Raw genomic sequence first — 19,757 nt, 5'->3', positions numbered from 1 at the left:
AAAGAGCCTTAGTTAAAGGTCAAAGATGCTTTTCTCTTGTAAACTGCAATTCTAATAAGGGGAAAGGGGTTGAAGAACATATGAAGCATCACTTTTTTTATTATCTATCCTTTTCATTGCTTTTGTTCCTTTCTGCTTGTACTCCTCAACTCAATTCTTCTTTGCCATCAGCGATCAATAAAGAAAAGTCAGATGATAAATATCGAATTGTCTCAACGACCGTTGCGATCACGGAAATCATTGATGCCCTAGAGATCGATTTAGTCGGAATCCCAACAACAGAGAAAACATTGCCAGAAAGATATGCAGGGAAAACGGAAGTTGGTTTTGTGAAAACACCAGATCTTGAAATCATCAAATATTTAAAACCAACTGATGTGTTGAATGTTTCCACACTTGAGTATGATTTGAAGCCCGTTTATGAAGAGGCGAATATTGATGCTTCCTTTTTAAATCTCAACACGGTTGACAATATGCTAGGTACGATTGAAGAGTTGGGGATGAAATTCGAACGAGAAGAACAGGCAGAACAAATCGTTGCGGAAATTGAAGATAAAGTGGCTGACGTCCAGGCAGAGGTGGAGGTCGAGGAAAGGCCAACGGTTCTTATTTTATTGGGGATCCCAGGAAGCTATTTAGTTGCAACGGAAAATTCATATATCGGTGATCTAGTAAAACTTCTAGGTGGAGTCAATATCGTTCAAGGTGAAGAGGTTGAATACGTTGCCTCCAATACAGAATATTTGCAGCAGGCGAACCCTGATGTCATATTACGTGCAGCACACGGGATGCCTGAAGAAGTGGTTGAAATGTTTGATCAAGAGTTTCGTGAAAATGATATTTGGAAGCACTTTAATGCCGTACAAAATGGCCGAGTTTATGATTTGAAAGAAGAGATTTTTGGGACGACAGCAAGTCTTGGTGTAAAAGAAGCAATTGAAGAATTGAAGCACATGCTGTATGAGGAATCATCATCAGATAAAAGGAAGTTATCAAATTGAAAAAACAGTTCATTAGCTTTAGCACGATTATTGTTATCCTAATCATTGTCATCCTCTATGCCGCGATTTCTGGAAGTATTTCAGTGACTGTAACGGAACTCATTCAGGGCTTAATCTCTGGAAATAATGAAAAAGTAGATATTATTAAGGATTTACGGTTTCCACGAATCATTGTCGCTTTATTGACTGGAGCCACGTTAGCGGTCTCCGGACTTTTATTACAGGCTGTTATGAAAAACCCTTTAGCGGAGGCTGGAATTATTGGAATTTCTGCTGGAGGCCAATTTGTCTATTTACTTGTTGTCAATCTGTTTCCGATTTTATTTTTTTGGTCTCCGTTGTTTGCTTTTTTCGGGGGTGCTATTACTTGTTTTTTAGTTTATTCCCTTTCATGGAAGACGGGCCTTAATCCGATTCGGATGATTTTAGTAGGGGTAGCACTTAATGCGGCATTTTCAGGGTTAAACCAATCATTTATTTATTTTTTTGGTTATTCAAGCCTGACTCATTCCACCGTGTCGACTTTATCATTGAAGACGTGGAATGAGGTGGAGATCATTGCCACATATGGTTCCATCGGATTAATCATTTCCCTCTTTTTAGCTGTCTGGTGTAACGTATTAGCCTTGCAAGATAAAACAGCCCAAAACTTAGGCTTTAATATTACCTATTTGCGTATTTTCGTCTCAGCGGTTGCCGTTCTTTTAGCAGCTGCAGCTACTTCAGTTGCTGGTGTGATCGCGTTTGTCGGTCTGTTGGTCCCACATATTTCAAGATTTATTGTTGGAAGTGATCATAAAGTATTGATACCATTTTCCATTCTTGCAGGTGCTTTTGTGCTTTTACTAGCTGATACACTAGGTAGGACCGTCTTTTATCCGAACGAAATCCCTGCTTCTATTATAATGGCTGTCATCGGTGGACCATTTCTAATTTACTTGTTGAGAAAGAGTGATAAAGTCTATGGAAGTTAGCCAATTAACCTTTTCATATGATAAAAAAACAACGATTATACATGGAATCGACTGCCAGATTCGACCAGGAAAAATAACGACGGTTATTGGTCCAAATGGTTGTGGAAAATCAACTTTACTAGGGATTCTAGTCAAAAATCATCAGCCATATTCGGGACAGGTGGTCGTAGATGGAAAGGAATTAGGTGAGTATAAATTAAAGGAATTCGCACAAAAATTAGCAGTCGTTCATCAACAAAATGAAGCTCCGTCAGATATTACGGTTGAGAAATTAATCGGCTTTGGCCGACTTCCTCATAAAACGATTTTCTCAAAGGAAAGAAATGAAGACCGAGAAGCCGTCGAATGGGCGATCACTGCGACAAATTTACAAGCTATGCGAGATAAGACATTATCGGAGTTATCTGGTGGGGAGAAACAGAGAGTTTGGATTGCTATTTCACTGGCACAAAAGACTCCAATTCTGTTTTTAGATGAACCGACGACGTATTTAGATATTCATTTTCAATTTGAAATCCTCGAGTTGATTAAGCATTTGAATAAAGATCATCAGTTAACGATTGTTATGGTGCTGCATGATATTAATCAAGCGATTCGCTATAGTGATCAGATCATTGCGATGAAAGAAGGTAGGATTATAAAGTCAGGGCTGCCGACAGAAGTGATTTCAGAAGAAATGATGAAACAAATCTATGATGTGGATGTGCTGATTAAGGAGGATAAAGAAATTGGCCTTTACGTCATTCCAACAGGAATTTGATCCGATGAGAAGGGAGAGAGCAGTCAGTCCTTCAAAAAAGAAGAGGGTTTTGGATTTCATCATCACTTCATTTTTCATTGGCTTGTTTCTTTATTCAGCTATTCATCTAGGTTCATATCTTATCGACCATTTTGAAAATAAAAAAGTAATCGAGGAAGCGAAAGATTTATATCATGCAACAATCGCATCAAGTGCTGGAGACAACCGAGAGCAGTTCCAACCATTATTAGCGATTAATTCTGACATTATCGGCTGGATCAAAATAGATGGAACAAATATTGATTATCCGATTTTACAGGCAAAGGATAATGAGTACTATCTGGAACAAAATTATCAGCATGAAAACAATCGAGCTGGAAGTATTTTTATGGATTACAGAAATGATATTGCGGGAGAAGAAAAAAATTTCATTCTCTATGGACATCGAATGAAAAATGGAACAATGTTTGCTGATTTAAAAAAATGGTTGGATGGGGATATTTTTGCGGAAAATCCGGAGATTGTATTTGAAACCTTAAATAAAAGCTATCAAGTAGAGGTCTTTTCTGTCTATCGCACGACGACTGATTTTAATTATATTCAAACCGACTTTTCCAGTGATGAAGACTATGCCAATTTTCTAAAAACCTTGCAGGAAAAATCGCTTTATCCAACAGGACTAGAATTAACAGCAGACTCGACGATCTTAACTCTTTCCACTTGCGACTATTCGTTGGATTCAGATGAGGGAAGATTGGTCGTTCATGCCATAATTACGGAAAACAGAGAGGGACGGTTACACTAGAATCGTCCCCGCGTTTTTTTTATTATTTCACCAATTCTTCACATTTCTTCTTTCATTTCAAGAACTATTTATTGAATATTCCCCATTATATGGTATAGTATTGCTTATAATCCTTTAAACCGATTAAACTCATAGGAATTATTAATGATTTAATGATAAAAGTATAAAGTGATGATTCTCGGTTTGTACATATAAGAAAAAATATTGTTAAGTTACCTTGCAACTAAATAGAATTTTCGTAATTTTTAAAGCAGTATCTGCTCATAGCCTATTAGGGATTTATATTAATCAAATTCGCTAAAAAAGACTTTAAAAATGGCTATATATTTTTAAATTCAAAAATTGTATACAATTATACAATTATTTTTCGAGACTAAAATACATCTCGTTTTCACTGTTTATTCGACGCTTAAAGTGCAATCGGGCTTTCAATGGGGGAGAAGAAATGAGCTTAATCCAAAAACGCCGATTATCGAAAGATGTTGCTTATTCACAAGTTAAACAAAAAATCATTTATGGTGAATTAAAGCCAGATCAAGTTGTTCGAGAAGAAGAATTAGCGAATATGTTGGAGATAAGTCGGACACCACTTCGCCAAGCAGTTCAAATGTTAGAAATGGAAGAGTTCCTTGTAAGAAAGCCGAATGGAAGATTAAAAGTTGCTTCCATTACAAAAGAGGAAGTAGAAGAAATTTTTATGATTCGTAGCATGCTAGAAGGGAGCATTGCGAAAAATGCTGCTAATAATGCGACGAAGCACGATATCGAGACTCTTACAGAAATCTTGGAGAAGCTACGTCAATCTTTTCACTTAGGTTATGGTCAGGAATTTGTCTCATATGGAAATGAATTTCATGATTATTTAGCCAAAATAAGTGGCCTAAAAACGTCCGTTCGGGTTCTTAATATGATTAAAGATCATGCAAATCGCTATTGTCATTTCGTCTCGATGTATGGGAAATGGAATGATCAAGCTGATGAGGAGCATAACCTCATTCTCCAGAGTATCAAAAATAAAGATGGAGTATCTGCAGAAAAAGCTATGCAAAATCACATTCTAAGTAGCTTACATGATGTTATCAAACGAATTGAAGATAAAGATAGATAAGCAAAGTGAGGCGGTATAACAATGATTGAAATGAAGAGTGTTTACAAGACATATAAACGGAAAAATGTGACGACAGAAGCTCTGAAGGGGATTGATTTAAAGGTCGAAGAAGGGGATATTTTCGGCGTGATTGGCTATAGTGGTGCTGGAAAAAGTACATTGGTCCGACTTGTAAATTATCTAGAACGTCCAACTGGAGGACAAGTAAAAGTTGATGGGCAAGTGTTGGGCAATCTATCAGACAGTCAATTACGGGCAATGAAAAAACAGATAGGGATGATCTTTCAGCATTTTAATTTACTAGAATCAAAGACGATTTTTGATAATGTTGCTATCCCACTTGTGTTAACGAAAAGACCAAAAGCCGAAATTAAGAAACGAGTGATGGAATTACTTGATTTCGTTGGGTTAAGTGAAAAGGCGCAAAGTTATCCCAAAGAGCTATCTGGTGGGCAAAAACAGCGGGTAGGCATTGCGCGAGCACTGGCGTCGAATCCGAAAATATTACTTTGTGATGAGGCAACATCGGCACTTGATCCTCAAACAACACAATCAATCTTGCAGCTACTGAAACGAGTGAATAAGGAATATAACATTACGATTATGATTATCACCCATGAAATGTCTGTGATCCAGGAAGTGTGTAATCGAGTGGCCGTGATGGAGGCGGGAGAAATCATTGAGCAAGGTTCTGTCTTAGATGTATTCGGACATCCGAAGCACCCCACAACGAAGAATTTTGTGAAAACAGTCATCCATAATAGTATTCCAGAAAGTGTGAAGCGCTCGTTAAAGAAGTCGGAAAATAGTAAAACGTACCGAGTCGAGGTAAAAGGGGAAGTTGCTTCCGAACCGATTGTTCAGCAAATAATGAAAAATCATGACGTTGAGGTGAACATCCTCTTTGCCAATATGACTGAAATTCAAGAGACTACACTGGTTATTATGTACATGCAAATTGGAGGAGACTCATCTGCCATTGAGAAAACCTTACAATTTTTAGGAGAAAAAGGTGCGGGTATTGAGGAGGTCGTCGAATAATGTTTGAAACCGTCATTACGTTAGATCAATTCTTGCAAGCAAGTATCGATACGCTATATATGGTCGGAATGTCGCTTTTAGTGGGTTCATTGATTGGGATCCCGCTAGGAATTGCTCTGGTTGTAACACGTCCAGGTGGGATTGTAGAAAATAAAATCTTCTATTCGATTTTGAATCCGATTATTAATGTTGTTCGTTCATTGCCATTTATCATCCTAATGGTGGCGATCATTCCGTTCACACGGATGATCGTGGGAACATCGATTGGAACGAATGCGGCCATTGTTCCACTAATCATTTTTATATCGCCATTTATTGCGAGATTAATAGAAAATTCATTGCTAGAAGTTAACCCTGGGATTATCGAAGCAGCTGAATCGATGGGAGCAACGCCATTCCAAATTATTTGGTACTTTTTGTTACCGGAAGCATTTGGCTCACTTATTCTATCAATCACGACAGCAACAATTGGATTAATTGGTGCTACTGCCATGGCAGGAACTGTCGGTGGCGGTGGGGTTGGTGACTTAGCCATTGTTTATGGTTACCAACGTTTCGATACATTTGCGATGGTGTCTACCGTTATTATTCTTGTTATTTTTGTACAAATCATCCAATCAAGCGGTAACGTATTAGCCCGAAAAGCAAGAAAAGATTAGAAATAAAGGAGCCTAAAAGTTTATGAGTATCTCGAAAAAACAACGATTTGAACAAATATTAAACGGTGAAAAATCAGATCGTTCGATTGTAAGTGGTTGGCATCATTTTTTAGACAAAGAGCAATCAGCAACGGATTTAGCGGAAGCGACGATTGATTTTGCGAAAAAATATGACTGGGACTGGATTAAGATTAATCCACGAGCTACATATTTAGCAGAAGCTTTTGGCAATCAATATGATTTCAAGGATTATCGTTGGGTGTTTCCAAGACAAAGTCATGCAATCATTCAAAATTTTGCGGATGTTTGGAATGTGAAAGAAGTTGATGTAGCAACATCTGCACCACTTCAGGAACAACTCGATGCCGTACGATTAATTCGAGAAGGGTTACCAGAAACACCCATTAATCAAACGATGTTTTCCCCATTAACAATTTTAATGTTTTTAACAGGAAATTCTTCATATGTCAATCAAACGATGTATGGAAGTGAAGAACCTGTTGATTTTAAAAAACTATTAATGGCTGAACGTACGGGTGTACACCAAGCATTACATGCGATTGCTGTGACAATGGCGAAATATGTGGAGGCATTAGAAGCGGTCGGAGTAGATGGGTTATTCTACGCAGTCACTGGTACAGCTCATCCACAATTATTTGATGAAGCGACCTTTAATGAATTTTCACGTCCATATGATTTAATTGTCTTAAATGCGATGAAAAAAGGTAAACGAATCCTGCACACATGTGGTGCTCATGCACAGCCTGCCCGATTTGATGATTATCCGGTTGAAGGGATTAGCTGGGATACGGAAGCAGAAGGGAATCCAGGGTTAGAGCTTCAATTAGAAAAAACGAAAGTGGCCGGTGTGGATCACGAAATTTTTGATGGGACCAACGATGCTTTAATTGAGCAACAAGCAAAAAAGGCGTTAGAAATCATGGATGGTCAATCCTTTTTATTAGTGCCAAACTGTGCTGTTTCTGTGAAAGCGACAGAAGGGGCGTTAAATACGTTACGAAACAGTGTTTTGTAATTTTTAGTGGGTATGATGATTTACCAATATAAAAAAAGTAGAAAAAGAAGGGGATTATAATGAAGAAACTTTTATCAATTTTCGTATTGTTTACTGTGTTGTTTTTAGCTGCTTGTGGAAGTGATAAGTCCAGTGGTGCTAGTGGTGAAGAGAAAAAAGACCTTGTATTTGGTTTTGGGGTCGGGACTTATGAGGAGCAATTCCGCAATGGAATATTACCGATTTTAGAAGAAAAAGGCTACAATGTCGAAGTGAAAGTTTTCTCACAAAATATGCAAGTAAACCCAGCGATGGCTGAGGGAGCAATTGATGCTAGTGTGTTCCAAAGTACTGCTTATATGGAAGGGATTAATGAAGAATTAGGAATTAAGATGGCTCGTCTAGCATTTTCTCCAGGTGCGCCACAAAGTTTACGTTCCGAAAATCATGATTCTCTTGATGCGGTTAAAGATGGCTCAACCGTAGCTATTCCTAATGATCCAGTTAACCAAGAACGTGCGGTGCGAATCATGGAAGAACTTGGTTGGGTATCGATTGCTGCTGATGCTGGAACAACAGACTTCAATTTGAATAGTGTATCACCAGCTGATTATGATATTAAGTTACAAGTACTAGATCCTGCCCAAATTTTAGTATCACTAAAAGATGTTGATTTTGGTGTGGTGAATGGGAATTATATTGCCGATGCTGGTTTGAAAATATCTGATGCCTTAAAAATTGAAAATACGCCAGAAGAGCATCGTATTATCGTATCGATATTAGAGGAAGACTTAGATACGCAATGGGCGAAGGATGTTAAAGCGGCTTATGAATCGCCTGAGTTTGAAGAATTTATTTTATCACAAGAAAAATATGATGGATTTATTTTACCAGAAGCTTGGGAAAATAATTAAAATTTGATTGTAATAAGTGGGGGCGTCGCTGTCCCTACTTATTTCTATTTTGAAAAATGTAGGAGGTTACGAGATGATTCATTTTATCGGTGGAGGCCAGATGGTTGAAGCGATTATTCGTGCTATTTTAACAAATGAAACGTTCGGTAAAAGTGAAATTACCGTTGCGGATATTTCCGAACAAAGAAATACATATTTAATGGAAACATATCACGTAATGGCAAGTGTTGATCAGGCTGATGCTTTGAAGCAAGCAGACATTATCGTGATTGGTGTTCGCCCACAGGATGATTTGGCGTCAGTTGGGGCCCTTATTCGTGAACATGGCCGAAAAGATGCCGTTGTGGTTTCGATTGTGGCTGGTGTAACGATGGAAAAGTTGGCGAGCTTTATAGGGGAGGAACGAGCGATTGCCCGTGTAATTCCAAATACGTTGACTGATACGGGTTATGGATATAGTGGGGTTGCCTTAAATAGCAATGCCTCGAAAGAGCAAGTGGATGAGTTCTTAAACGGTTTTGGAAAAGTAATGTATGTAGAAGAGCGATTGATTGATATTTTTACAGGATTCGGGGTTGCAGGACCAAATTACGTTTATTATTTTATCGAATCGTTTGCCGATGCTGGTGTATTAGCCGGTTTGTCCCGTGAACAAGCTTGGAATATTGTTTTGGAGAATGTTGTCGGCTCGGTTGAAATGCTCAAACTAACGGGCAAACATCCTCGTCAGCTACTAGATATTAATAATTCTGCAGGTGGCGTTGGAATTAATGCCCTACATGAGTTGAACAGTTCGGACTTTGCAGCCGGTTTGCAACGCAGTGTACTAAAGGCAGTGAATCGTACTACAGAATTGGGACAAGAGTAAGGAGGGACCTTGAATGGCAAGGATTAAATGGGATCACACAGTTCATTATGTCAATGATCTACAGGAAGCAATAGATCGGTTTAACGAAAAGGGATTAGTCGCATTTATCGGTGGTTCACATAAGCAATGGGGAACTTATAATGCTTTAAGTTATTTTGATCTTTGTTATATTGAGTTTCTAGGTGTTGAGGACCGTGCTTTGGCAGAGAGCGTGAAAGAGCCAAATGATGTGGTGCGGGATTCGGTTAAATTATTGCCGGCTCGAGAGGAACTGAGTCGAGTTGCTTTAAGAACGGATGATATCGAAGCGGTGCGGAAGCAGTTATTGGCGTTCCAATTAGATATGTCTCCGATTATGGATGGAAAACGTTTGGATGCACAAGGGAATGTAATCGAATGGAAAATGATGACGATTGCAGGTGATTTTCAAGGATTGCCGTATCCATTTGTCATTCAGTGGATGGGTAATGATGATGAACGAAGAGAAAGATTAATAGATTCAGGTATTATTCAAGAGCATCCAGTCGGTGATGTGCAGATTGTGGAAGCCGTATTTGACGTGGAAGATCCAGTAGCTGTTGCAAAGCATTGGCAGGAATTATTTGGATTTGAGTATGAGAGTACAGAAGGTGCAAAATTAATCGTCAGTGATCAAGCCTTTGTATTTAAACAAGGACCACTCAATCGAATGCAACAACTAATTTTTCATACAGATGTTCCCGAGTTGAAAGGAAAATCAATCACGATTGGTGAAGGAGAATATAAATTTGTGTGACGGAGGGGAAGGCACTCATGGATTTTACCAATAAAGTCGTGTTAGTTACAGGTTCAGGAGCAGGAATCGGTAGAGAAACGGCTATTCAATTTGCCAAAAATGGTGCCAAGGTGGTCGTTAATTCTCGTAGTGATCGAGGAGAAGAAACGTTAAAAATTTTAAAAGAACAAGGTTTGGATGCTATTTTTGTTCAGGCAGATGTTTCGAAGTTAGCGGATATAAAGAAAATGGTCCAAGCAGCAATTGATGCATATGGACGGATCGACATCCTCGTGAATAACGCGGCAGTTGTACTACCAGGAACGATCGAAACGACCACGGAAGAGGATTTATTAGAGACGTTGCTGGTCAATGTTCAAGGAACCTTTTTAGTATCGAAGTATGTGGTGAAAGAGATGAAAAAACAAGGTGGCGGAGTAATCGTAAATGTTGGCTCTGTAGCAGCCGAAAAAGGGCATAAAAATCGTAGTGCCTATTCTGCTTCTAAAGGTGCCGTTTTAGCATTAACGAAGTCGATTGCAATGGATTGTCTCGATGATAATATTAGAGTCAATTGTGTTTCACCTGGGACGACCATTACTGAAGGTGTTCAAGCGAAGATTGATAATGCCGATGATCCAGAGGCAATGCTCGAGATGTACTTGGCTAGACAACCGATGAATCGACTCGCAAAAAGTTCAGAGATTGCCCACACGATTTTATTCGCAGCATGCGAGGAAGCGGCCTTCATGAATGGAAGCAATATCACGATTGATGGAGGACTATCTATTTAAAAGAGTCTTAATCAAGAAGAGCCAGCAAACGTAAATTAAGCGGAGTTTTTCCGGTTATAAGTAACAATGGAACTCATATTGTGGTAAATAACAGGAGATTTTCCGCTAATGCAGTGGAGAATCTACTGTTTTTGATTTTTTTTAGCTAATAAGCGGAATTTTTCCTTCTATTTATCTTATTTTTAATGAGAATTGCAAAATAAGGGAAATTTCTCCGTTTATTTATTAGCGTGATAACGAGTAGAGGTCAAAGAAGGGAGAGGTCTACATCCCAGAAAACACTGGAACTGTCCCTGCTTTGTCTAAGTGCATATGTGAAATTGGTAATAGCTCAAACTTTCGAATTTTTACCTTCCCTCTTTACAACAATTTATACCTAGTGTTATACTGTGTATATTCTTATAAACACCATAACAGTATAGGGGGAATTTTGAAATGAATATATTCGAATATTTGTGGGCTTATGTCCTTGTTTTTATACTTGCGGCAGCACCGTTTTTTGAAGGGTATGGGGTGACTGCATTAGCGATGATTGCGGGGCTGTCTCCGTTAGCAGTTATTATTATTGCGATTGTGGGTAATGTTACGACTGTTTTATTATTAATTGCTTTCGTGGATAATATTAAGGAATGGAGACGGAAGCGAAAAGGTGGGGAAGAGAAGGCATCTGGGAAACGGATGATTCGTGCACAAAACCTTTGGAACAAGTATGGTTTGCCAGGATTAGCGCTTATTGGACCTTTAGTCGTTGGAAGTCACATTACTGCGTTTGTGGGTCTGACATTAGGCGGAACGAAGAAGAAAACGGCCTATTGGATGATTGCAAGTATTGTGATTTGGTGTATCGTCTTTGCTGTATTGGTTCATTTCGGGATCGATTTCCTAGGTTATGCAGATCGCCCAAATCTTTTTAACTAAGAGGAGGAAATGGCTTGTTTCAGCAAGTAGTTTGGTTAGTGAAAAATGAACTAAAGACACAATGGATAGCGATGGCCTTCACGGTCGTCGTTACCATCTTTTTGGGACTCGTTGCGTCTAATCTTCTTGAGCAGTCTGTCCAAAATTTATTTGTTGCAGAATCGCCGTTTTATAATCATATCATGTCGGATGTGATATTTATCGTAGTAACACCATCGTTTGCAGCGGTCTTTATGTCTAGACCGTATTTATCTTTTCAGACGATAAAGGAGGATCCATTTAGCAAACGAATGGCTCTCCTTCGTACATTGCCGATTCCAATTCCTACTCTGGCGTTAAGTCGAATCGTATTTATGATGATTACTTTTGTCGTCATGTCTGTGACTTTTTATGTTGTCATGACGTTTGCCTTAACTGACAGTTTCTTTAATCATGTGACGTATTCAGAGTATTGGATCTTTATGCTGTGTTGGTTTGGTTATGCGTTAGCAATAGGAGGAATGAATCCTGTTATTGAATACGGGACAAACGGGAAAATACTGCATATTTTTGCTTGGTTTTTAGTCTTGGTCTATCTCTTAATCATCTTTCTTTTCAATATATTTATGGAGCAAGGGATTGTTGAATGGGTATTGCTCCTTATTAAGAATCATGGCTGGTTAGTTGCTGTTATTCCCCTCTTGATCGGTATTGGTAGTTCAGTGATTTGGAATAAATTACTGATGATGAGATTAGCAAAAAAAGATTACTGGTAAGGGGGGCAGGGAAGCAATGAAACTGCCGATTCATGTTTCAGAGGAAAGTAGAGAACCGATCTATCACCAAATCGAAATGCAACTAAGAGCTCTTATCGTAGGTGGATATCTTGCGCCGGGAACATCGCTCCCATCCATTCGCGTCTTGGCTAGTGAGTTACAATGCAGCGTGATTACGACGAGACGAGCCTATCAAAATCTAGAGAATAGTGGCTATATTAAGACCGTTCAGGGAAAAGGGACGTTTGTAAAAGCGCTTGAAGAGCTACAGAAGGAAGAAACGAAGCAAAAAGTTGTGTATGATGCATTTGAAAAGGCGATTGAACAAGGAAGACAAGTTGGGTGTACGAAGGATGATTTGTCAACGATTTTCGCTGATGTGTTAAGCCGACATTTTCATGGAAAATAATGGGGGGATAAACATGAGCACCTCAATGATTGAGATAAAAGGGTTAACAAAGCATTACCAGAAGTTTTCGTTAGGACCAATCGATCTACAGGTGGATGAAGGGACATCGGTTGCAGTGATTGGGGCGAATGGTTCCGGAAAATCTTCTCTTTTCAAAATGATGATGAATCTCCTTCAAGCTGATGGCGGGTCGATTCACTATTTTGGGCAAGCCATGACTGAAAAAGAAACTGACATTAAGAGAGAAATAGGGTATGCTGGTGAATTACTTGATCGATATGGGTATTACTCGATTAAAGAATTGTCTTCATTGATTTCATATTGGTATCCAAGCTGGGACCATCAGTACTGTAAGCTTTTGTTTGAACGATACAGTATCGATGCGGAGCAAAAGTTTGAGAAGTGTTCAAAAGGGACGAAAAAAAAGGTTGAGTTTATCTTTGCCATCTGCCACAATGCGAAAATATTGCTATTGGATGAACCTTCTGCAGGGGTGGATATCATTTCACAGCGGAAAATGAAGGAAGATTTGATGCAGTATATGGAGGCTGGGGATAGGAGCCTTGTTCTAGCCACCCATAATAATGATGAAGTGAAGCAATTATGTGATTATATTACGATTTTGGATCAAGGAAAAATTATTACTACGTTTGAAAAAGATGAAATATATGAAAAGTGGGCAAGACTTTGGATTTCCCATCTTCCAGAAGCATTGAAGAGTCATCCACATGTGATGAAGGTGGATGAATCTCTTCTCCAAATCGTGACTGATGATGTGTCGTTGCTGGAACGTGAGTTAGAGAAAGCGGGTATTTCAATCAGCCATCTTAATCGGTTATCGATTGAAGAAGTAATTGAGTTTATCATTACTCGTGGTGCATAAAGTCGGTGTCAAGTAGAAAGGATAAGATGTCTTGCCCTTAATCGAGTAACGAGCAAACATAAAATAAGCGGAGTTATTCCGGTAATATGCCTCAGTGGAGCTCGTATCGTGGTAAATAACAGGAGATTTTCCGCTTATGCAGTGAAAAATCTCCAATTATTGAATTTTTTGAGCTAATAAGTGGAGTTTCTCCGTCTATTTTAGCTCTTTTTTATGGGATTTGCTAAATAAGGGAAATTTCTCCGTTTATTTATTAGCGTGATAACGAGTAGAGGTCAAAGAAGGGAGAGGTCTACATCCCAGAAAACACTGGAACTGTCCCTGCTTTTTCCAAAAGAGATAAAAAAAGTGAAAATGGAATCACACAAATATACAAGAAACGCCATCCTAAATATTGCACAATAACACCTGAAATGGTTGGTCCAATGGCAGGTGCAAACATAATGACAAGCTCAACCAGTCCCATCACTTTACCTCTTTTATGAGGGGGAAAGATAAGTAAGAACACATAAAAATGACGGGCATTAATAAACCAGTACCAGAAGTCTGTATAAGTTTACCAACAAATAAGATGGGGAAGGTAGGCGCAATCGCACAGATGATGGTACCAATGGTAAATATGATCATCGTTCCCAGGAATAGCTGTCTCGTCGTAAACCATTGTAGTAACAGGGCTGACGCAGGAATCACAATTCCCATCACCAACATAAATCCAGTGGCCATCCACTGCACTGTTGGTAATGAAACACCAAATTCCCCATTAATGTAGTCAAAGTAATATTTAACAGGGTTTCATTTAAAATCGCAAAAAAAGCCCCAATAATAACGACAACATAATCGGCATAACCTTAAAATTTGGGTCTTCTGCTAAAAATTCATATTTCGTTAGTTCATTTTCTTTCATATATGGAGCTCCTTATGTATTTTATTTTAGGCTTTTCTCAAACTTTATTGCTAATGAAGGACAAATTACTGACTCCTACATCCTTGATAGCAGAGGGTTTGCTCAACAGTCTTGAAAAAAGAGTGGATGCTTGTTTGTAATGGATGTGTAAAAAACGGACTTTGGATTTTTACGATAACTACAATCTTTATGAACAAATAGCCATACTTTAAAATTTCCAGAAAAAAGTAATATTAATAAAAGAATAGGGAAACCAGCAAGACTATTTTTGATTATAAACGTTTTGCCCTAAATTGTAAGTTTTGTTACTATTCTTGATTGATAAATTTTTTTCAGCCTACTCCTAATAAAACAGTATATTCCTTCGCCTTCATCCTTATTTCTTCAAAATAATTTCTAGTTTTTTAAATTCCTTTAGTTGAAAAACCTGTTTCATTAAAATGCAAAAAGTGTCTAGAATTTGACGATAATCATTCTCAATTAATAATATACATATTTTTAAGAATTTTAAGACTATTATCTCAAACCCAGTATTACCAAGGGTTTTTAAGTCTGTTTTTAAGCGAGTGTAATATTCTACATTGAAAAGGAAGCATTTATGTTTGTTTCTACACTCCCTATCCTTATTTTTTGTTTGATAAGATTCAAGTAAGAAAACAAGAGGAGGTTTAATGAATGAAGAGAATACTAGCATATTCAGTCTGTTTAGTTGCTCTTTTATCATCTATAAGTGGTTGTTCTGGAGCGAATCAAGAAACAGTTCAGCCGACTGTTAACAGTGGTTCTTTAAATGAAGAGTATGTGGGAGACCCAAACGCAGATGTAGTAGAGGACTATATGCAATCAACTGAAGAAGAACAACTCCAAGCAAATATTATAAAGGAAATTGAAGAGGGCGGTAGCGCATTTAGTGGAGGAGGTCTTTCAGGACATTAAATTAATTATTTTGTAGATAAGGTTGTGAAACTATGAACAAACAACAAATGCAGGTTAAGGAAGAAATCGTAAAGCACAAGCTTACAATTTATGTATTTCTTCAAAAGTTTTATGCAGGTCACCTCAATCATGTGACTAATGAAACTTGGAAAGGATTAATCGAACTAATAAGTCATGAAATTAATTTCTTTTCAAATGAAAAAATTAAAAAAGGCTCTCAATTACTTTCCCATCTCACAGATGAAGATTTAGCAGAACTAGAATTTGATTTCAATCGTTTATTTGTTGGACCAACTCGTCTGCAGGCATCTCCTTATGAATCTACTTACCGAAATATCGATAGGGCTTTAATGCAGGTTGAGACCTTAGCTGTAAGAAGATTCTATGAAAAAGCAGGTCTGATCGTTTCGAATAAAAATGTAGATCCAGATGATCATTTAGCACTTGAATTAGAGTTTGTTTGTTACTTATTAGAGAACAGTATCGAAAATGAAATGTACGACCAATTGTATCAAGCATTCGTCCAGGAACATTTATTTCAATGGATAGAAAAACATGCCGGATTAGTTCGTGAACATACAGAGAATTCAATATTAATAGCTGTTTCATATTTACTGGAAGGACTCTTAATGGAGGAAAAAGCAAATATGATTTATGAAGGAGGTAACTTATTATGAGTAAATTTTCAAGGCGTTCCTTTATAAAAGGTTCTGCTGCATTAGGTGCACTTGTCGGAATCGGGACAACAGCGTCCAGTTTTAAAAAGATTGATAAAAATACTGCTCATGCAGCGGGTCAGACAAAACAAGTATTTGGGGCTTGCCCACGAAATTGCTATGATACATGTTCCTTAGTTTCTACCGTAGAAGATGGGACAATTAAGTTCATTACAGGAAATAAAAATAATACGTACACAAATGGACGTTTATGTGTAAAAGGGTTCACATATCCGAACTATGTATACTCACCAGATCGTATTAAGTATCCAATGAAACAGAAAGAACGGGGTTCTGGTAAATGGGAACGAATTTCCTGGGATGAAGCTTATGATATGATTTCAAAAAAAATCCTAGAAATCAAAGAAAAGCATGGATCGACTTTACCGATAGCACTCAATAAATACTCAGGCAATTTCAACGCTTTATCTTATGGAGTGGAAGGAATGATGTCAAGCTGGGGCTATACAACAAGGGCAACCGGAACACCGTGCTGGCCAGCAGGAATTGACTCTCAAACCTTTGATTTCGGAACGATTGTTAACTCAGACCCAGAAATGATGGTAAAAGCAAATTATTTAATCCTTTGGGGTGTAAATCCAGCTTGGACCGCGGTTCATTCGATGAGTATTATTCAAAAGGCGAAAGAAAATGGAACCAAAGTTGTTGTCATTGACCCAATAATGACAGATACAGCAGCAAAAGCTGATGAGTATATTGAAATTAAAACATCGTCTGACGGTGCCTTAGCATTAGGGATGGCAAAATATATTTTAGACCATAATCTTCATGATGAAGCATGGATGAAGAAGAATTCAATTGGCTATGATGAGTATTTAAATTATCTTCGTAACAATATTACATTGGAATGGGCGTCTGAAAAAACAGGTGTTCCAGTGAACGTCATAGAACGGTTAGCTCGCGAATATGCAGCAGCAAAACCAGCTAGTATTTGGATTGGTTATGGAATGCAAAGACACACCAATGGTGGAGCTGCTGTTCGTTCTATCGATGCTCTAGCAGCTATGTCAGGAAATATCGGAGTTGTCGGTGGTGGTGCAAACTATGCACAGCTAGATAGCTGGGGTTACAACTATGCTGCACAGCTTGCGGGAACACCGCCAGAGGGCAGCGGTGGTGAAGCAGATCGTGCCATCAACATTAATAATTTTCCTGCCCAAGTATTGGCGATTAATAATGACCCGAATGAAATTCCAATCGAAATGCTCTGGATCGCATGTCGAAATCCTATTGCGCAGGATCCAGAAACTTCTGTTTCTTATAAAGCTTTTGATTCTATTGACTTTGTTGTAACAGCGGACCTTTGGTATAACGAGACGGTGAACCAGTCAGATTTAGTCCTTCCTGTCACATCCATTTTTGAAACTTGGGGACTTCATACAAGTTATTGGCACTACTGGATGAATATTAATGAACCAGCCATAGATCCATTATATGAGTCAAAGTGTGATGTAGAAATAGCGATGGGCATTTCAAAAAGATTAAATGAATTGCAACCGGGCTCCTGTACTTATCCTACTAAGCGTTCTATGGAAGAATGGGTAGGAATGGAGATGTCTGATGCCTTTATTGAAAAGTTTGGTTTTAAAACTTGGAAGGATATTTTAGAGAAGGGGACTGTAAAAGTTCCTGGTTATGACGCAGCTTGGGCAGATGGAAAATTTAGAACACCATCTGGAAAATATGAATTTGTATCACAAAAGAGTGTTTCGTTTGGTCATCATGCTTTACCTGTATATGTAGAAGAGATGGCAGTACCAAAAGAAACACCGATTCGCTTGTTATCACCACATTGGAAATACGGCCTTCATTCCCAATTTGGAAATTTAGAATGGATGCAATCTGTTCATAATGACCCATATATGGAAATTCATCCGATTCTAGCTAAGGAAAAGGGAATACGTGATGGTTCGATGGTAAGTGTGTCAAACGATATTGGGTTTGTGGAAATTAAAGCAAAAGTGACCCAATCGGTACCGAAGGACGCTGTCGTTATTTATGAAGGATGGTATAAGGACAAGAATTTTAATGTGAACTATTTAGTGAAAGCAATACCTGCGGATATGGGTGCTTGCGCAACAGGTCAAGCTGGATTGGCTTTCCATGATCAGTTTGTCAATGTAGAAAAAGTGTAGGGAGGGGTTAAAGGATGGCTGTAAAAGAGAAAAGATTAGGATTTAAAATTAATATGGAACGCTGTATCGGCTGTAACGCATGTACGATTTCGTGTAAAAGTTTCTATGACCTTGAACCAAGCATCAATCGTCGATTCGTTCGTGAAGTAGATGAAATGTTAACAGGAACAGCAAAACGTTGCTATATTTCAACAGCATGTAACCATTGTGATGAACCGGCATGTGCAAAAGCTTGTCCAACAGGTGCTTACACAAAACTTGAAAATGGGATTGTAAAGCATGATCAATCTCGTTGTATTGGATGCAAAATGTGTGCAACAGCTTGTCCTTATGGTGTTCCACAATTTGACCCAATAAAGAAAAAGATGGATAAATGTAGTATGTGTTCAGAACGTCTTGAAGCAGGAGAAGATCCGGTATGTGTGGCATCCTGTCCAATGGAAGCTATCTCAATCATCGATTTAAATGATGTGGTTGGATCAGCTGTTGTGACAGATGTCAAAGCCTTTGTAGACTCGAGCATAACGGGTTCTTCTACCCGCTTCGTATTGCCAACATCTACTAGCGTAGTAAGGGGTGAACAATAGTGGAACATAGCATGACGCTTGTTGTATTTACTTTCCTTTCACAACTAGCTATCGGTGGCTTCGCTGCATTATTTATCATGGATGCTTATAAGGAAAAAGTTTCAAAGAAAGCTAGTTCTATCAGTTTAATGGCGATTTTGATAGTCTCTGTCGTAGCCGTTATTGTGTCCATTTTCCACTTAGGACATCCGTTGGAAGCTTACAAAGCAATTCTTAACTTTAATGATTCATGGCTCACAAGGGAAATCGTATTCTTCCCAACATTTATCCTATTTGTATTTGCCTATGCCTTTTTAGCAAAAAACCAAAAGGCGAAACAAACGTTTGGTTGGATAGGCACTATTGTGGGAGCTATTACGATTCTTTGTACAGCAATGATTTATACGATTCCTTCTGTGCCAGCTTGGAATAATGGGACGACAATGGCAGCATTCTTTTTGACTGCCTTACTACTAGGCCCAATCTTAATTCAATTACTAGTATCGGTTTTAGAAAAGAAGTTTGTTGACTTCTCACTTTACACAATAATCATTGCGGCAATTGCAGTCCTAGTAAATGTGATTAATTTAACCATTCTACAAGGTGGCTATGCAGAGTCGGTGGAAACAGCTTCTATTCTATTAACTAGTCCATTGTTTTGGGCGAAAATGGTCTTCTTAGTCTTAGCATTTGCGATTTCTGGATATTCCATTTTAAATAAAAAGGTATCTTCAATAAAGTCTGCTTCCTTCATTTTTGTTTGTTTCTTCGTAGCAGAATTTATCGGAAGAATGCTATTTTATTCCTCAGGAGTTCATTTATAAGAATAGTTTGAGGGAGGA

At 38.3% G+C, this 19,757-nt stretch carries 21 protein-coding genes and 1 pseudogene; 21 read left to right on the top strand and 1 reads right to left on the bottom strand.

What is annotated here, in order from left to right; translation table 11 throughout:
- Positions 1 to 80: 80 nt before the first annotated feature.
- The 16 genes from isdE to AA0X71_RS18730 all read left to right on the top strand — a co-directional run bounded on the left by isdE (position 81) and on the right by AA0X71_RS18730 (position 13,637).
- A complete protein-coding gene (gene isdE / locus AA0X71_RS18805; RefSeq protein ID WP_413356829.1) occupies positions 81 to 1,001 on the top strand; it encodes a heme ABC transporter substrate-binding protein IsdE in 921 nt (306 codons plus the stop codon).
- A complete protein-coding gene (locus AA0X71_RS18800) occupies positions 998 to 1,975 on the top strand; it encodes a FecCD family ABC transporter permease (protein ID WP_413356828.1) in 978 nt (325 codons plus the stop codon). The genes isdE and AA0X71_RS18800 overlap by 4 nt, the downstream gene beginning before the upstream one ends.
- Positions 1,965 to 2,735 (top strand): ABC transporter ATP-binding protein, encoded by a 771-nt coding sequence (locus AA0X71_RS18795; protein ID WP_413356827.1) that lies wholly within the window; start codon positions 1,965 to 1,967, stop codon positions 2,733 to 2,735. The genes AA0X71_RS18800 and AA0X71_RS18795 overlap by 11 nt, the downstream gene beginning before the upstream one ends.
- Positions 2,736 to 2,739: 4 nt before the next feature.
- On the top strand, positions 2,740 to 3,519 hold the full coding sequence (srtB, locus tag AA0X71_RS18790; RefSeq protein WP_413362679.1) for a class B sortase: 780 nt from the start codon (positions 2,740 to 2,742) through the stop codon (positions 3,517 to 3,519).
- Positions 3,520 to 3,964: 445 nt separating this feature from the next.
- On the top strand, positions 3,965 to 4,627 hold the full coding sequence (locus AA0X71_RS18785) for a GntR family transcriptional regulator (RefSeq protein WP_413356826.1): 663 nt from the start codon (positions 3,965 to 3,967) through the stop codon (positions 4,625 to 4,627).
- 21 nt (positions 4,628 to 4,648) lie between these two features.
- Positions 4,649 to 5,668, top strand: coding sequence for a methionine ABC transporter ATP-binding protein (locus AA0X71_RS18780; RefSeq protein ID WP_413356825.1), 1,020 nt, complete (start codon positions 4,649 to 4,651; stop codon positions 5,666 to 5,668).
- On the top strand, positions 5,668 to 6,327 hold the full coding sequence (locus tag AA0X71_RS18775; RefSeq protein WP_413356824.1) for a methionine ABC transporter permease: 660 nt from the start codon (positions 5,668 to 5,670) through the stop codon (positions 6,325 to 6,327). Before AA0X71_RS18780 ends, AA0X71_RS18775 begins: the two co-directional genes overlap by 1 nt.
- A 22-nt stretch (positions 6,328 to 6,349) precedes the next feature.
- Positions 6,350 to 7,363, top strand: coding sequence for a uroporphyrinogen decarboxylase family protein (locus AA0X71_RS18770; protein WP_413356823.1), 1,014 nt, complete (start codon positions 6,350 to 6,352; stop codon positions 7,361 to 7,363).
- A gap of 59 nt (positions 7,364 to 7,422) precedes the next feature.
- A complete protein-coding gene (locus AA0X71_RS18765) occupies positions 7,423 to 8,256 on the top strand; it encodes a MetQ/NlpA family ABC transporter substrate-binding protein (protein ID WP_413356822.1) in 834 nt (277 codons plus the stop codon).
- Between the two features lie 73 nt (positions 8,257 to 8,329).
- Positions 8,330 to 9,124: a pyrroline-5-carboxylate reductase gene (gene proC / locus AA0X71_RS18760; RefSeq protein ID WP_413356821.1), complete on the top strand. Its 795-nt coding sequence runs from the start codon at positions 8,330 to 8,332 to the stop codon at positions 9,122 to 9,124.
- Between the two features lie 13 nt (positions 9,125 to 9,137).
- A complete protein-coding gene (locus AA0X71_RS18755; RefSeq protein WP_413356820.1) occupies positions 9,138 to 9,899 on the top strand; it encodes a VOC family protein in 762 nt (253 codons plus the stop codon).
- 17 nt (positions 9,900 to 9,916) lie between these two features.
- The gene (locus AA0X71_RS18750) at positions 9,917 to 10,672 is read left to right on the top strand and encodes an SDR family NAD(P)-dependent oxidoreductase (protein ID WP_413356819.1); all 756 of its coding nucleotides are present in this window, start codon (positions 9,917 to 9,919) and stop codon (positions 10,670 to 10,672) included.
- Positions 10,673 to 11,107: 435 nt separating this feature from the next.
- Complete coding sequence (locus AA0X71_RS18745; RefSeq protein ID WP_413356818.1) at positions 11,108 to 11,590, top strand: small multi-drug export protein; 483 nt, start codon at positions 11,108 to 11,110, stop codon at positions 11,588 to 11,590.
- Between the two features lie 14 nt (positions 11,591 to 11,604).
- Positions 11,605 to 12,345: a hypothetical protein gene (locus AA0X71_RS18740; protein ID WP_413356817.1), complete on the top strand. Its 741-nt coding sequence runs from the start codon at positions 11,605 to 11,607 to the stop codon at positions 12,343 to 12,345.
- A 16-nt stretch (positions 12,346 to 12,361) separates the two neighbouring features.
- Positions 12,362 to 12,754, top strand: a complete 393-nt coding sequence (locus tag AA0X71_RS18735; RefSeq protein ID WP_413356816.1) for a GntR family transcriptional regulator — start codon at positions 12,362 to 12,364, stop codon at positions 12,752 to 12,754.
- Positions 12,755 to 12,767: 13 nt separating this feature from the next.
- Positions 12,768 to 13,637 (top strand): ATP-binding cassette domain-containing protein, encoded by an 870-nt coding sequence (locus AA0X71_RS18730; RefSeq protein ID WP_413356815.1) that lies wholly within the window; start codon positions 12,768 to 12,770, stop codon positions 13,635 to 13,637.
- Between the two features lie 343 nt (positions 13,638 to 13,980).
- Here the strand turns inward: AA0X71_RS18730 and AA0X71_RS18725 are convergent.
- A pseudogene (locus tag AA0X71_RS18725) lies at positions 13,981 to 14,461 on the bottom strand (MFS transporter); the annotation flags it as partial.
- 755 nt (positions 14,462 to 15,216) lie between these two features.
- On the opposite strand from AA0X71_RS18725, the gene AA0X71_RS18720 reads away from it, so the two are divergent.
- The 5 genes from AA0X71_RS18720 to AA0X71_RS18700 are packed head-to-tail and all read left to right on the top strand — an operon-like array spanning position 15,217 to position 19,739.
- Entirely contained in the window at positions 15,217 to 15,477 is a 261-nt protein-coding gene (locus tag AA0X71_RS18720; protein WP_413356814.1) for a hypothetical protein, read from the top strand.
- A gap of 32 nt (positions 15,478 to 15,509) precedes the next feature.
- Positions 15,510 to 16,154: a molecular chaperone gene (locus tag AA0X71_RS18715; protein ID WP_413356813.1), complete on the top strand. Its 645-nt coding sequence runs from the start codon at positions 15,510 to 15,512 to the stop codon at positions 16,152 to 16,154.
- Positions 16,151 to 18,349, top strand: coding sequence for a molybdopterin-dependent oxidoreductase (locus AA0X71_RS18710; RefSeq protein WP_413356812.1), 2,199 nt, complete (start codon positions 16,151 to 16,153; stop codon positions 18,347 to 18,349). The genes AA0X71_RS18715 and AA0X71_RS18710 overlap by 4 nt, the downstream gene beginning before the upstream one ends.
- 14 nt (positions 18,350 to 18,363) lie before the next feature.
- A complete protein-coding gene (locus AA0X71_RS18705; RefSeq protein WP_413356811.1) occupies positions 18,364 to 18,936 on the top strand; it encodes a 4Fe-4S dicluster domain-containing protein in 573 nt (190 codons plus the stop codon).
- Positions 18,936 to 19,739, top strand: a complete 804-nt coding sequence (locus AA0X71_RS18700) for a dimethyl sulfoxide reductase anchor subunit family protein (RefSeq protein ID WP_413356810.1) — start codon at positions 18,936 to 18,938, stop codon at positions 19,737 to 19,739. The genes AA0X71_RS18705 and AA0X71_RS18700 overlap by 1 nt, the downstream gene beginning before the upstream one ends.
- Positions 19,740 to 19,757 lie beyond the last annotated feature (18 nt).

It is taken from the genome of Robertmurraya phoenicis (assembly GCF_047302285.1).
Lineage (GTDB): Bacteria > Bacillota > Bacilli > Bacillales > Cytobacillaceae > Robertmurraya.
The sequence above is the reverse complement of the archived record's forward strand: the minus strand, read 5'-3'. Positions and strand labels throughout refer to the sequence as shown.